This is a genomic window from Methanobacteriaceae archaeon (assembly GCA_013403005.1).
Taxonomy (GTDB): Archaea; Methanobacteriota; Methanobacteria; order Methanobacteriales; family Methanobacteriaceae; genus Methanobacterium.
The window spans coordinates 88,722-102,285 of record JACBOA010000015.1 but is presented as its reverse complement, the minus strand read 5'-3'; the positions used below and the strand labels follow the sequence as shown (position 1 = coordinate 102,285).

Below are 13,564 nucleotides of genomic sequence, written 5' to 3'. Positions count from 1 at the left end.
TCCCTTGCTTATTTATTTCCTTGCTTTAGCCACCTTTCTGGCAATAACCAGTTCACCAATGGCAATTAATCCTACGAAAAACTTTTCCAATCCTCCAGTAGCCCATATTGCCTCACCAAATGTGGAATCCTTTATACGTTTCTCGTAGTCTTTTCCTGTTACTCGTTTACCAGTTCTTCTTCGAGTTACAATGGCCGAAGCTTCCATGAGTTCATCCCAGCTCACTCCTTTAAGTTCATCTTCCATGGCCTCGAAGATCTTGGAAACTTTAATTTCATATAGGCTGGAAAGAGTTTTCACGATATCAAAAGTGCGCACCACACCTACCACCACATCATCATCATCCAAAACTGGAATACTGACCACCCGGTGTTGTGATGCTTCGAGTACTGCTAAACGTGCCGGGTCATTCTGATGCACATGTACAATATTATCTTTAACCTGCATCACATCTTCAACCTTCTTTCGACCTTCCCTGAAACCCCTAGTGACATCTAATGAAGTTATCCATCCAATAAGTCTATTCTGCCCATCAACTACAGGTGTGGTGAATTTGCGTTTTTCTTCCATCAATATGGAAACATCTTTTAGGGTTTCTTCAGGTGATACCACTATAAAGTTCTTGTCCATAATTTCCTTAACTAACATTACATCATCTCCAGTTTAAGAGCTCCTACTGGGCACTTACTAGAACAAACTTCGCATAAAATGCATTTATCTTCATCTAAAACCACCCTATCTTCTTCTACTTTAATGGCATCCACTGGGCAGTTTTCTTCACAGACTTGGCATTGCACACAAGTATCCTGATCTACCAGGAGCTTTTTGGTCTTAATAACAGGCCCTAACTCTCTTAAAAGTTCTATTGAACCCTCCGGGCAGACGTTAACGCAGGCACCACATCCTACACAGGCTTCTTCATCAATACATGCAATACTACCTTCAGGAACCTTAATGGCACCTGTGGGGCAGAATCTCACGCAAGTAGCACATGAGTCACATTTATCTGGATCAACGTGAATCTCTTCCATGCGCAGTTTACGATGTGGAACTTTTTGACTTTTAAGATGATATCTAACTTCATCAGATGTCACATGGGATGTGCTGTCAATGACATGAATGCAGCTAACTGGACATGTTTGGGTGCATATTTCACATTTAACACAGTTATCAAGTATTCTGGCAGGCTTGGAGAATCTAGCATTTTCAATAGCATTAACCGGACATTCTTCCACACACAGATTGCAGCGGACACACTCAGGAGATATGGTTATAAATTTATCCTCAAGGGAACAATCTTCAATTTCTCCTTTAAATCCTTCATGACTATCTTCCAAGTCCCTGGATTTGAGAGCCACTTCCCCCTCCAGTACTTCTTTCATCTTCTTGAATGTAACATCCATTTTAACACCATTTACCTTTAGAGCCCTATATAAAAAAAATCTAATTGTTTTATGTTATTTTTTTTATTCTTTTTTTATTTTTTTATTTTATTTAAAACATCTTTTATTAGCAAGTAATTTAGTTCAAATCGGTTATATTTATTAATATTGCTGCTTATTAGTGCTTAATGCCAAGACCTGATTAAGATTATGGTTAAATCATCACCAAGATATATCGTCAAGATCAGATTTTGATGGAAGGCCGGTAGTGGCTCCTATTTCCTGAACACAACATGCAGCAACGAAATTTCCAATAACTGCAGATTCTTTAATACTTTTACCATTAATAAATCCATAGATGAATCCTGAGTTGAATGCATCTCCTGCACCTGTGGTGTCCCGACAATCTACTTTCAATGCTTCTAAGATGTGGGTTCTAGCACCATCTGTTACTAAACACCCCTTATCTCCCTGTTTAATAACTATTACCTCAATCCCATAATTTAAGAGGGTGTTAATATTAACATCATGTCCTTCTGCAGGAGGCAGAAGAAGATCAAACTCACCCTGATTAATTAACAGAATATTGGTGCGTTGAAGAATGTTTTCCAGTAACTCCAAGCCATAAGATGCGTAGATCATCCCTGGGTCCAAACTGACAATAACCTGATCCGGGATTATTTCGAGTAATGCTTCCTGAGCTTTGATTGATTTGCCAACAAAAGATGTAAGGTGTAGAAGGCGTGTATTGAATGCGTATTCTTCATTTATCCCGTCTATGGTGATTTCGTCATTCACCCCGGGGTCAACGTATAATGCTCGCTGTCCTTCACCATCAACATAACCCTGTACTGTTCCACTTCTCCCAGAAGTGCTTAGGATAATCCCCTGAGTGTCCACTCCTTCACTCTTAAGGTTATCCAAAAGTTTCAATCCTTCAGAGTCTTGGGCAAGCTTCCCGATAAATCCTGTGTCTAATCCTAATCTGGCCAGTCCAACTATGGTATTGGCAGCTGAACCACCGCAACATTCGTGTAAATCTTCGATGTGACCTTCTTCATCCTTGCAGGCGATCTGGTTCACCTGGTAAAGTCGGTCCAAGTTAAGCGCACCAAATCCAATCACATCCAGGGTCATGGGAACATCTCTTTAAGTTGAATTTTATAATCTCCTAACTTTCCACCGTAATTCCCGGCGGAAATACCCAGCACATCATCATAATCCAGTAAAATTTCTATACCCCTCTTCATAGCTTTTTTAAGGCTTACCATGTCCAATCCATTTAAAACTATCTCTGGGATGTACTCCACACCGCGGGGTACCTTTGATTCTTTACCAAGGACCTTCTGCAGGGTGGGACAGTAAGGATGGTTAGTGGTGGGCCCTATCCAGGGGTAGTTGGTTTCAGGTTTAGAAGCTGCTGAACAAATATCGAAGGGAGTAACAACTCCTTTAACGGACTCAATGGCTTGTAGTGCTTCTCTACCTCCCTTTAGCACAGCTTCTTTACTACTGCAGTAGTACCAGAAATTAGCACCCATTACACCCTTCATGTATCCTAGTTTGCGTTCAATCAGAAAATCGGGTGTAGCAATGGGTACAATAATCATATGACGCCCATATAGATCTTCTTCCCATTCATATCCATCTCCACAATGACCCACATGTTTCATGGTGTCAATGTAACCTGCAGGATTAATGGATGCATCAAATAAGGATGTGAATGGTTTTACCAGGATATCTTGGCGGATGCGATAAGATAATTCAACTTCAAACTTTTCAATATCCTCTTTATCATACCAAAAATGTAATATAGCTCCTTTTCTACCATCAGGGGTCTTTTCTTCGGGTAACCATCCTTCGATTCCACCTTCCACTCTACCAATAACTGTTCCCGGGGTGGAAGTGGCATCATAGGCTGCTCTATGCAGAGTTTCCTCATCATCTGCTGTAACTATAACTCTGCAACATATTCCCTTGAAGGCTTCGGCATAGGTATCTTCTATTTTATCCAGACGTGTTTTTTTCCCTTTCATTTAACCCAAACCTCCGATTGCCTCTCCCCTAACTTGTTTTCGGAACTTGCTGCTGTCTTTTTTCAATTCTTTAAGGTTTTCTGAAGTAATAAGCCCCATCCGGGTGTAGGTTTCTTCAAGTTTAATGCTTAATTCTGGGTTAACATCATATTCCTTCAAAGCTTTTTCAGGATTTTCTCCAAATGATGTGGCAAATTCCAAAACAACTTTACTGTTGTATCGATAAAACAGGTCTGCAATTATAGAAGTTATAAGTGTATTATCAGAAATAATAGCAATAGATGCCTCTTTAAGTGCGTATTCATTCCCATTAAAAGATACTGCAACTCCATTATTTTTCCTTGCAAAACGTAGGGGTTCCACATCAGTAATGCTGTCCCCTACATACATCAGATTATGTGATTGGAAATTGTTTTTATGTATGATATCTAGAACTGCCTCTTTTTTTGCTTCTCCACCAACTGGATGGACCTCATTAAACAGGGAACCAATTTCCATCTTAGGTATTTCTTCCCAGAAAATCCGTTCCAGGTTATCAAATGATGGGTTAAAAATAACAGATGACTTTAATTCTTTAAGCCTCCGGGCATCCTCTTCATTCAGGGAATGGCTTTCCATATCGATTTGGGTGCAGTAACATTGATCAAATGGAAATTCAATCAAATCACAAAGAGCCCGGATGTATGGTTCGTAGCTGGTGCTAACAATAAATGAAGGCATCATATCATTCAAGTGCTTAAGGGTCTCCCTAGCACCAGGAATCAGCAAAACATTACCCGAGGAAAACTCCTCCATATTCTGATTAGTAGCACCATACGCCTTTAAAAAGGGCAAAATTAATTTCAAAGTATCTCCTGCATTGTAACCTGGTCTTTTAACTTCATCTACCAGGATGTCATCATATCGACTGACTATCTGGAAGAATCTTTCACCATCATCAATGAAATGAGCAGCCAGTTCAAAGGCATTATCATTTACTGATATGGGTCCTTCACAGTCAGAAACAAAAAATTTACTCTTCAACAGACATCCTCCTCGGAAGCTTGAAATTTTGTTTATTAATAATTACAGTTATAAGTACAGTTATTTAGTAAAATATTTTTAAGTACAATATCATAATAAACTTTTTATCAATTATTATTATCTATCAATTATTAAATATTTAAATGAGTGTTAGGTAAATAGTGTGGGTTGGTGTGGGGGCATGGATATAGAGTTTTTTGTTAAAAAATTAATGATAAATTAAGATGTTAGGGTACTGTTTCATGTAGCTCGACAGCTCTGGTGGGGCATATGCGCTGGCATTCACCACACAAAATACAGGTATCCTCATCTACCACTACCTGATCATCTACCATGCTCATTGCATCCACAGGACACTTATTTATACAAACACCACAGCGCTGACAGGATGCTGCGTCAACAGAAACTACACCTGTTGATGGTCCTAGAATATTACGCCGTTTAAATAGGATACGCCCATCTTCCACTTGGAAGGATTCCTTTTTAAGACTGATAGCTTGGAAGGGACATGTTTCAACGCATTTACCACAATATACGCATGCATCTTTAATGTGTACTGGGGAGGGCAACTCCAGTTCAATACAGTCAACAGGACATTCCTTGATACAGGCACCACAACCAATACATGCTTCTTCTGAAACATTAATCACACGGTGAGGGGCTGTGGCCTGGATAATTTCACTCAAATCTTCAATGTCAAGTTCACCTTCCAGCAGTGCCTTGATTTCATCAGTCACAAGTTCAGTGACATCCTGGGTGAATTCATCCTCTTTATGACTGTAGCTGACTTCACGGGTGATCTTATTTAAGATAGAATCAATTTTAACTGTTTCAATGGCTAATTTTTTACTTTCTTTCTCCAGAAGATCAAAAACTATATCCATGGTTTTGATCTTGCTGTAACCTTCATAGGCCCGTTTACGGGATGAATACTTAATGGCAGTGGAGGGGCAGACGTTCATACACTCCTCACACCGGGCACAGTAGGAAGGATTGATATAGGGAAGCTTACTGAGCTTGCTGATATTAATTGCTCCCCGGGATGGACAGACCCTGGTGCAGGTCATACAACCTATACATTTCTTTTCATTCACCACTATGGCTTTACCACCCACCACTGAGCGTGGTAAAATTTCACCATACTTAATGGCTTCAGTGGGACAAACTCGGGAACAGTAACCACAACGCACACATTTATCCTCGTCTATTTCACTATGAGCTTCCTCAGTACCAGAAGATGTAAGGTGAATGGCCCCGGTACGGCAGGCATCAACACATGCTCCACACTGACGACATAGTTTGGTGTTGATATTAGGAATGTTCTCTCTGCGTGGTTCGGAAAGTGTGGTTTCCATAGTTATGGCATCATAAGGGCAGGCATCCCTGCAGAGGATGCATCCGAAGCATTTATCATCGATTTCAATATGATTATCTGGGGGAACCTCCCTAACAGCATTTACAGGACAGGCATCTAAACAGGGCCTTTCAATGCATGAGGCACATTTATCATGGTCCACTTCGTAATCCACTTCCACATCCCGTAATGGTTTGTAGATTTTTTTCACTTTATCGGATTTTTCACCATTTTCTTGTGCAGTGGTAATTTTAATCAGCTCCTATGGGTAACTGAGAGGCTTTAACTGTGATATGTATAACACCATCCTCCAGGGAAGGGGGATCTAACAGGAATCGGGCTACAAAATAACCAGCCACTCCAAAAGGACATGTCTGGTAACAGGTACTGCAGCGGAGGCACTTTTTAGGATTTCTTCCAACGATTTTTTCTTCCTGATTGTAGCTTATGGCCCCAGATGGACATTCCTTGACACATAACTGGCATTTTTTGCATTTATCCTCGTCCCAGGTGACAATGCGAAGTTTCAGCCGGTCAGTGATTTTCTGGAAGATATCCAGTATCAGTTCATCATCTGCTATAATGGATCGGGCACGTTCAACCAATTCAGTGATTTCAAGGTCAAATTTGTAAACTTCCTTTTCAGTCAAATGAGTTATATCATCTCTTTTTTCTTCTATAGATTCTTCAAGCGTGTTCACGACCAAATTGATGATATCTTTTTGTTCCTGGACATGAGCTATGAATATACCCTTTACAGCCCCTTTCACCGGACAGTTCTTTAAACATTCCCCACAACTGATACAAACAGACTGATCAATGATAATCTTGTTATCTTCTTCGTAGATAGCCCCGTGAACCGGGCAGGCTTTCAAACATTTCTTGCAGCGGATGCAGAGATAATCATCGATTACAAACATACGGTCCGCTGGTAAAATAGTGAATTCTTCCCTGATGAGGTGGTTTTCACCGCAGGTAATTGTTTTGGGGTCAGTGGGACATACTTCTGCGCAGAAACCACAGCGGATACAACCTCGATTATTAATCACAGGATATGTTTTTCCTTCTTCTTCTGCAGTATCCTCACTTCTAACCAGGGATATGGCGTTAGGAGCAGGGCAAGCAGCGGTACACGCTCCACAGGATATGCAGTATTCAGGGAATACTTGGGGGAAGTCACGGAAACGTTCAGGTGTTTCAACGATTTCAGGGTTGGTTTTGGCTACTGCAAAATTTTCAGCCCACGATTTCCGGGCGAACTCGTAAAGGTACCAGATTACTGATGACATGATGCATCAACTTTGTTTTTAGTATTTTTTTGATGATTTGTTAATCGTAATTCTCAATCTTTACATTCTTTTTTTTTATTCGTTTTAATTATTCTCAGTTTCTATTAAGGTTTATTGGATGGTATTATTGATTATTTTAGATATTTAACCTTATGAAGACCATCAAATTCTCTTTTTTCCCCTTCTTCGTTGAGTATAACCACGCGTTCGGTGCAGGCAACACAGGGATCCACACTGGCATAGGTGGCTACGGCATCAGCCACTGTAGCCACATCCTGTAACATGTACTTACCACAGACATCAATGTTCATGATACTGGGTGTTCTAATGGAGATATTCTGTATAAGGTTCCCGTTAGTTTCAATAAAGTAACTGACTTCTCCACGGGGTGCTTCATTTCTCCAATCTGCATATCCAGCAGGGATGTCGATTTTTTTACGCACATCTCCCGGGGGAATGTTTTCAATGATCTGTTTGATGATCTTAATGGATTCGGTGATTTCATCGAAACGGTTCATGGTACGGGCGTAGTTATCTCCTTCTTTCCTCCAGATAACTTTCCAGTCAAATTCATCCTTATAAGTATGATGATCTTCTCGAACATCATGCTTCAAACCCGAAGCTCTGCCAATGGGACCCACAGCACGACCCTTAATGGCATCTTCCTTGCTCATCTTACCCACATCCTTAGATCTGAGACTTAAAAGTGGACCTTCATGGAACATTTCCACGTATTTATCATATTCAGCTTCTAAATCAGTGATGATCTGGTAGATGCTGTTAAGATGCTTCTCTTTAGCATCCATTCTAACCCCTCCTACCACATTCCAGCCCATGTTCACCCGGTTACCGGTGAGTAGTTCAATGGCATCCATAATGGGCTCCCTCAGGTGCAACATGTACATGAATAACGTCTCATGCTCAAGAGCTTTGAAGTAGGTGGAGTTGGCAATGAAGTGGCTCTGTATCCGGTCCAGTTCATTGGTGAGAGACCTTAGATATTGCGCCCGGAGGGGAACTCTTTCCCCAGCTATTTTTTCAAAGGTTTCTGCAAAGGTCTGGGTGTGGATGTAGGAACAGATACCACAAACTCTTTCCGAGAGAAATATGGCTTTTTGCCAGGTTTTACCCCGCATAACTCTTTCTATACCTCTGTGAACATATCCGTAGTCAATCTCGGCACTTATAACCTTCTCACCCCGTGTTTTCAGTTTAAGGCGCACTGGTTCTTTGAGTGCGGGGTGTATTGGTCCAATTGGTAGTATCATGGTTTCTGCCTCCCTTTGGCTGCAATGGCATCAGGACCCACTGCTAAAATAGCGGCTAAAATTTCTGAAGGCCGGGGTGGGCAGCCAGGTATTTCTGCATCTACCGGTATGAAGTCAGACACTGGTGCATAAACACTGCATCCTTCCTGGTTAAAAACATCCCCTGTCAGAGGGCAGTTTCCTATGGCTACCACTATTTTAGGTTCCGGTGCTTTGGCATAGATTCTTTGCAAATTTTTCTTCCATTGTTCAGACATGGCTCCAGTTACAAGAATTACATCAGCTTCCCGGGGATTATTGTGTACATAGATACCGTACTGTTCCAAATCATATCGGGGTGATAGGAGTGCCACCACCTCAATGTCACATCCATTACATCCTCCGGTGTTAATAAGGCACACGTGAATCGAACTTTTCCTTACAACATCTTTAAGGCCATCTAACATTGAGTTTACCTCTATTTATCTCATTATCTACTCATTAATTATCTAATCATTATCTATTTATCTCATTAGATATTCCAACAAATCTTTCCTACCCTCTTCCAGGGCTTCCTCATAAGACTTGTCTTCTTTTAATATTTCTGCAGCGATTTTATTTTTGATTCTTTCAGCTTCTTCCTCAGAAAGTATATTCATTACATCACAAAGCCAGCATAACCTCAGGTCTGCATGCAATTTTTCTTTAATACAGTAATGCTTTGATGATTCATAGCGAGGATGCAGGGCCTCTAAACTGGCCATATCCAACCTTTTAATTAATATTTCTTCCAATTGTTCCTCTGTAATTCCCAGTTCTTTAGAAATAGGTTCTACTATGTCCAATTTCCAGCGAAAACTTTCAATGATTCGCATCTTCATGATGCGCATCACATCATCCTCATCTAAAAGGGATATGTCCCCAGTCTTTCCTATATCCTCTTTGCTCAAAGGATCACCGTCCTCAATATCCAGATGATTCCAGCTATTATTATACCAATAAATGTTTCATTCCTACCATAACCTGGCCTCATCCCTAATACCATTGCCAGGAGGAACACACCAATGCTTATGGTGATATATTGGGGTATGAAAGTGATTAAAACACTGTTAAGTGCTAAACCCCATCCTATTACTGCCAAGACCATGGCAAAAATATCTAGCTTTCCTAAGGCATAGGGAGCTTTGTATTTCCGATAACTTAGTACCAGTCCAAGCAAGGATCCCAGTACAAATGAAAGTATGTAGATGAGATAAATTGTTTCATTCATTAAATCACCATTAAACTGGATGGTAAAGGTATATGAAAGCAGCTATGAAGCAGATGAGGGTGATGATCATTACCCACTTCTCAGCATTTTCAGAGAAATGGATGGCGCCCTTCTTATAAAGTAAGAAGGTCAGAATCATCAGGATAAAAACTGCAACAGTAAGGGGTAAAACTACATTCCACTGCAATACAACTGCCAGACTGCTGGCTAGAAATGCTCCGAAGGCTGCCAGGGTCATGAGGAACAGTGTGTCTTTTTCTTGCATTTCCATTTTATTTCTCCTTATAAGTAGGGTAAAAGTATTAAGGAACCAACTATTCCAATTATGGCAAAGCTCACCTGCATCATAATGGAATGATTGGGGTTTAAGATAGGGGTGGTGGCATTGATAAAAGCCACTATTGTTGATAGAACAACCATACCTACCAAGTACCAAAGTGGGGTTAATCCTCCAATGAAAACTGTTAAAAACACCCATAAAAGCATGTACCATGCTATTGATTCTGATATCATAAGATAACCTCTTAAAAGTCCGAAGTGTTCTGTTTCATATCCAGAAATGATATCTTTTCCTTTGGTTATGGCGAATGGAGAGTATGGAGCTTTGGATAATATTAAAACGAAGAACATGGCTGCTGCTAAAGGTATGCTGTATATTAAGGGTCCATTTGCAGATTGGTAACTCACTATTTGAGCTATGTTCATGGTTCCCACTTTGAAGTAAATGATTATTAGCACTGCAAATAGTGGTACTTCGGCTGCTGCTGAGAAAACCGCTCTCACACAGCTAAGTTTACCATAAGGGGATCCTGAGGAGGATCCTGCATTGTGCTCCACAATTTTATGGATGGCATATATGGCAAATATAAGTAAAAGGGACCCTTGTGTCACTGGACCCACAATAACTGCGGAAACCCATATAACACATAACATGGCAGTTATAGCTATATAAAAGGGCATTGCTGCTGTTTTGGGGAATGAAGATTCTTTGATGAAGAATTTGAGTGTGTGCAGGAGGTGCTGGATGATGGGTGGCCCAGGTCTCATTTGTATTCTGGCCATTATCTTCCTCTGCAGTCCAAAAAGGACGCTTCCCACCAGAAATGCAATGAGAACGTTCAACAGAATGTTTGCCATTAGATTCAATATGATCACCGATTATTAAGTCCTTTTTTTTGCGGTTATTCACGGTTAAAGTTTTAAGTGTTTTTGATATGGTTTTTTAATGCTTAATATCCAATAAATGGTTCCCGGGTTTTATCATCTTCTTCCTCTTCAGGTCCTCGGGCCATGACAATCAGTCCAAAGGATAGTATTAATGTAGGTATGAATATAATGGAAATTGCATAAACCACCCAGTTAGGTGGGTTGAACAGGAGAGCATAGATTATTCCTGCCAGAGAGATTATTAACAGTAAATAACTTGATATTTTTAGTTTATCCATTATTTTCACCAGATTCATTTTAAATTACTTTTAATTTGATAAATTTCAAGAGTTTTGGTGACAATTCCGGTTTTTTTTTAAATCATTTTTTTCCAAATCATTTTTTCATTTATTTATCTTCAGAATGGTTTGTTTATGATCAGGAGTATTTCAATCACTCGAACTATTACCAGTAGTGAACTTAAGTGAATAATCAGCAGGAAGGGGGAACCAGGGGTTCGAAACATCTCTGCTTTGGTAGCGTAAAACGGAGCCACTCCAGTCTCACCCGCTACTCCAATGAACAACAGGAGTGAACCGAAGATCATCAAGGCAGTGGTGGGAATTTGTGAGATTTCCAGTAAGCTTAGGGTTCCAGTTGATGCTAGGATCATAGCTGCACCTCCAAAAAGGGGTAAAACTGCAATCATGGCAACTAATCCATACTGGAATGCAGCATCCAGAACATCCACCTGCTTCACAGCGGCAACTATTCCAATGTTAACAATACCAATGAGGCACACGAATAAGGTGAAGTTGAATAGGTCTCCAGTGATCATGGAACCAGCAGTGGCCAGTCCACAGATAATGGCCAGGAAACGTCGGATTTTGAATTCATCCTTATCAACTTTAACTTCTTTATCTTTAAGGGTGCCTACGCCAGCTTCAACCTGGGTTTCTGTTCTGCTTATGGCTATAAGGGTAGTGAAGGCGAGAGCACTGGCAAACATAAACAGGTTTACTGGAGCCAGATACAGGACGATATCTCCTAAGGGTATGTATCCCATTAATTGTTGGCCCAATATGATGATATCCATTTTTATAACTCCTTACTGCTCCTTCTATTTCTTATTGAATTCTTCACGACCAATAACTCCTATGAGACCTGCTTTATATGCGACTTTAATGAAAACACCAAATGCTGCCAGGAACAATGCCAGGAGCCAGAACTGTGGGAATGCGAAAAACATCAGGAATCCCACTAGCCATAGGCACCATGCAATACCTGATACTCCAGCTATGCCTTCCCAAGTGTCTGATGGGACGCCACGCATCCGTTTGGAGAGAACATAGAATAATATTCCCCCACCTGCTACTGCCCCACCTGTAAATCCTGTAAGGAATGCTCCATAGGCAATTAATATTATGGCTAAGAATGTCGGTGCAGTGTTCATCACTTCCATATCCATGGATAAGGGTAAGGGAATCAATTCAGCATTTTTGCCTTTTTTTCTCATCTCCCTACTCATGAGTATCTCGGAAATGGCTAAAATTTCAGCCAGTTCCACCACTAATCCGGGTAGTATGAGTGCTTCTGCCAGGTCGGTTCCAACCGCAGCAACCAAAATTAACATTCCAATACCCACAATGTCCGTGAGTATCAGGGCGCTCAAATCATTTTTCTGGTAAGCGATGGCCATTAAACCTATAAGTCCCACAATTAAGCCGGTGAAGATTGCAGGAAGATATAGGGAAACCACCATTGGAGAAACAATGCTGGGTACCAGTACTGATGCACTCATTCATCTTCCCTCCTTCTCATGGTGAAATGTAAGGCCACCCATGATGCCACCACAAAGGCCATCATGAGGATACTGGACTCAAGGACGGTGTCAAATCCTCTTGAGTAATATAATATCTCGTCAATCAATCCACCCGGGGATGAATAAATAGATGTACCATAATAGAGAGTGGTGTTACTAACTCTGATTGCAATTGGGGAAAGATAACCAGTTACCATGCCTGCCTGCTCTGAAAATTGAGGATACTGAGATCTGACAATTCCTGGTTCTTTAAGAGGAACTCCGCCACGATCATAAGGGGCTAACGGGTCCTGCTCACTTATTTGTAGCTGTGGTGCAGGTCTTGGGTACAGCTGATTATCGTTAAGTGCCAGAGGCATCAAGAAACCAACTAATAGTAAAACACCCAGGATCACGGAATAAAACCGGGGGATCCTTTTGGGAGTGGCCAGGGAATTCCATAGTCTGCCTATTCTACTCATAAATCAGCCCCCACTTCTTCCAGTCTAACTATGGCTCTTAATAGGATCATGGTGATAATGGTGGTTGCTGCAATGTAAGTGAGCAGTGCAATGGTGTGATTGTAAGTTAAAAATATAAGGGAAACGCCTACTGCAGCAATTTCTGTGTTTAAGGTTCGAACAATAGGATCTTTAACTCCAGGGCCTATGGCAGTACCAAGGCCACCCAGTATGACCAGAGCCACGCCAGTATAGAACCATATGTAAATATCAAGCAAGGTTCACTTCCTCCTGGGATTTTTGATTTTTCTTGCGAACCTCATTAATCTTAATAATTCCGATAAGTAAGATAATGGTGGCTATGGGGTCGAAGATGGCTGCGGCCATGGCCACATCCAGATACTTGGCAGCCACGATCATTCCCACAAAACCCGCCTGGAGAAGGGCAAACATGATCACTTTATCCAGTGGCTTGGGAAGGGATATGATTCCGGCAGTACCTATTAATGTGAGTGCTGCTGAAACTGTGGTTAAATTTATAAAGTCAAGGTACAT

Annotated in this window: 19 protein-coding genes; all 19 read right to left on the bottom strand. The window is 40.9% G+C overall.

Features of this window, described 5'->3' with window-relative positions; genetic code table 11:
- Window positions 1-12 precede the first annotated feature (12 nt).
- Complete coding sequence (locus tag HVN35_09840; protein ID NYB52843.1) at window positions 13-648, bottom strand: CBS domain-containing protein; 636 nt, start codon at window positions 646-648, stop codon at window positions 13-15.
- Window positions 648-1,403, bottom strand: a complete 756-nt coding sequence (locus HVN35_09835; protein ID NYB52842.1) for a 4Fe-4S binding protein — start codon at window positions 1,401-1,403, stop codon at window positions 648-650. The genes HVN35_09840 and HVN35_09835 overlap by 1 nt, the downstream gene beginning before the upstream one ends.
- Before the next feature lie 201 nt (window positions 1,404-1,604).
- Window positions 1,605-2,519 carry a carbohydrate kinase family protein gene (locus HVN35_09830; GenBank protein NYB52841.1) on the bottom strand — a complete coding sequence of 305 codons (915 nt, stop codon included), beginning with the start codon at window positions 2,517-2,519 and terminating at the stop codon, window positions 1,605-1,607.
- On the bottom strand, window positions 2,516-3,418 hold the full coding sequence (locus HVN35_09825; protein NYB52840.1) for a formylmethanofuran--tetrahydromethanopterin N-formyltransferase: 903 nt from the start codon (window positions 3,416-3,418) through the stop codon (window positions 2,516-2,518). The genes HVN35_09830 and HVN35_09825 overlap by 4 nt, the downstream gene beginning before the upstream one ends.
- A complete protein-coding gene (locus HVN35_09820; GenBank protein ID NYB52839.1) occupies window positions 3,419-4,444 on the bottom strand; it encodes a hypothetical protein in 1,026 nt (341 codons plus the stop codon).
- A 224-nt stretch (window positions 4,445-4,668) separates the two neighbouring features.
- Window positions 4,669-6,045, bottom strand: coding sequence for a 4Fe-4S binding protein (locus HVN35_09815; GenBank protein NYB52838.1), 1,377 nt, complete (start codon window positions 6,043-6,045; stop codon window positions 4,669-4,671).
- Between the two features lies 1 nt (window position 6,046).
- On the bottom strand, window positions 6,047-7,084 hold the full coding sequence (locus tag HVN35_09810) for a 4Fe-4S binding protein (GenBank protein NYB52837.1): 1,038 nt from the start codon (window positions 7,082-7,084) through the stop codon (window positions 6,047-6,049).
- A gap of 131 nt (window positions 7,085-7,215) precedes the next feature.
- Window positions 7,216-8,352: a nickel-dependent hydrogenase large subunit gene (locus HVN35_09805; protein NYB52836.1), complete on the bottom strand. Its 1,137-nt coding sequence runs from the start codon at window positions 8,350-8,352 to the stop codon at window positions 7,216-7,218.
- Window positions 8,349-8,798 (bottom strand): NADH-quinone oxidoreductase subunit B family protein, encoded by a 450-nt coding sequence (locus HVN35_09800; GenBank protein ID NYB52835.1) that lies wholly within the window; start codon window positions 8,796-8,798, stop codon window positions 8,349-8,351. Before HVN35_09800 ends, HVN35_09805 begins: the two co-directional genes overlap by 4 nt.
- Before the next feature lie 57 nt (window positions 8,799-8,855).
- Window positions 8,856-9,281 carry a DUF1959 domain-containing protein gene (locus HVN35_09795; GenBank protein ID NYB52834.1) on the bottom strand — a complete coding sequence of 142 codons (426 nt, stop codon included), beginning with the start codon at window positions 9,279-9,281 and terminating at the stop codon, window positions 8,856-8,858.
- A complete protein-coding gene (locus HVN35_09790; GenBank protein NYB52833.1) occupies window positions 9,278-9,601 on the bottom strand; it encodes a DUF2104 family protein in 324 nt (107 codons plus the stop codon). Before HVN35_09790 ends, HVN35_09795 begins: the two co-directional genes overlap by 4 nt.
- Before the next feature lie 10 nt (window positions 9,602-9,611).
- The gene (locus HVN35_09785; GenBank protein NYB52832.1) at window positions 9,612-9,872 is read right to left on the bottom strand and encodes a hydrogenase; all 261 of its coding nucleotides are present in this window, start codon (window positions 9,870-9,872) and stop codon (window positions 9,612-9,614) included.
- 11 nt (window positions 9,873-9,883) lie between these two features.
- Window positions 9,884-10,747, bottom strand: coding sequence for an NADH-quinone oxidoreductase subunit H (locus HVN35_09780; protein NYB52831.1), 864 nt, complete (start codon window positions 10,745-10,747; stop codon window positions 9,884-9,886).
- An 83-nt stretch (window positions 10,748-10,830) separates the two neighbouring features.
- Window positions 10,831-11,046, bottom strand: a complete 216-nt coding sequence (locus tag HVN35_09775; GenBank protein ID NYB52830.1) for a DUF788 domain-containing protein — start codon at window positions 11,044-11,046, stop codon at window positions 10,831-10,833.
- A 119-nt stretch (window positions 11,047-11,165) separates the two neighbouring features.
- On the bottom strand, window positions 11,166-11,843 hold the full coding sequence (locus tag HVN35_09770) for a hypothetical protein (protein NYB52829.1): 678 nt from the start codon (window positions 11,841-11,843) through the stop codon (window positions 11,166-11,168).
- Window positions 11,844-11,867: 24 nt separating this feature from the next.
- A complete protein-coding gene (locus tag HVN35_09765; protein ID NYB52828.1) occupies window positions 11,868-12,548 on the bottom strand; it encodes an EhaG family protein in 681 nt (226 codons plus the stop codon).
- Window positions 12,545-13,030 (bottom strand): EhaF family protein, encoded by a 486-nt coding sequence (locus tag HVN35_09760; GenBank protein NYB52827.1) that lies wholly within the window; start codon window positions 13,028-13,030, stop codon window positions 12,545-12,547. Before HVN35_09760 ends, HVN35_09765 begins: the two co-directional genes overlap by 4 nt.
- Entirely contained in the window at window positions 13,027-13,287 is a 261-nt protein-coding gene (locus HVN35_09755) for an EhaE family protein (GenBank protein NYB52826.1), read from the bottom strand. Before HVN35_09755 ends, HVN35_09760 begins: the two co-directional genes overlap by 4 nt.
- Window positions 13,280-13,564, bottom strand: coding sequence for an EhaD family protein (locus HVN35_09750; protein NYB52825.1), 285 nt, complete (start codon window positions 13,562-13,564; stop codon window positions 13,280-13,282). Before HVN35_09750 ends, HVN35_09755 begins: the two co-directional genes overlap by 8 nt.

Coding starts and splice junctions, on each gene's coding strand:
- HVN35_09840 (NYB52843.1), bottom strand. CDS start 648: ATGTTAGTTAAGGAAATTATGGACAAGAACTTTATAGTGGTATCACCT.
- HVN35_09835 (NYB52842.1), bottom strand. CDS start 1,403: ATGGATGTTACATTCAAGAAGATGAAAGAAGTACTGGAGGGGGAAGTG.
- HVN35_09830 (NYB52841.1), bottom strand. CDS start 2,519: ATGACCCTGGATGTGATTGGATTTGGTGCGCTTAACTTGGACCGACTT.
- HVN35_09825 (NYB52840.1), bottom strand. CDS start 3,418: ATGAAAGGGAAAAAAACACGTCTGGATAAAATAGAAGATACCTATGCC.
- HVN35_09810 (NYB52837.1), bottom strand. CDS start 7,084: ATGTCATCAGTAATCTGGTACCTTTACGAGTTCGCCCGGAAATCGTGG.
- HVN35_09805 (NYB52836.1), bottom strand. CDS start 8,352: ATGATACTACCAATTGGACCAATACACCCCGCACTCAAAGAACCAGTG.
- HVN35_09800 (NYB52835.1), bottom strand. CDS start 8,798: ATGTTAGATGGCCTTAAAGATGTTGTAAGGAAAAGTTCGATTCACGTG.
- HVN35_09790 (NYB52833.1), bottom strand. CDS start 9,601: ATGAATGAAACAATTTATCTCATCTACATACTTTCATTTGTACTGGGA.
- HVN35_09785 (NYB52832.1), bottom strand. CDS start 9,872: ATGGAAATGCAAGAAAAAGACACACTGTTCCTCATGACCCTGGCAGCC.
- HVN35_09775 (NYB52830.1), bottom strand. CDS start 11,046: ATGGATAAACTAAAAATATCAAGTTATTTACTGTTAATAATCTCTCTG.
- HVN35_09770 (NYB52829.1), bottom strand. CDS start 11,843: ATGGATATCATCATATTGGGCCAACAATTAATGGGATACATACCCTTA.
- HVN35_09765 (NYB52828.1), bottom strand. CDS start 12,548: ATGAGTGCATCAGTACTGGTACCCAGCATTGTTTCTCCAATGGTGGTT.
- HVN35_09760 (NYB52827.1), bottom strand. CDS start 13,030: ATGAGTAGAATAGGCAGACTATGGAATTCCCTGGCCACTCCCAAAAGG.
- HVN35_09750 (NYB52825.1), bottom strand. CDS start 13,564: ATGTACCTTGACTTTATAAATTTAACCACAGTTTCAGCAGCACTCACA.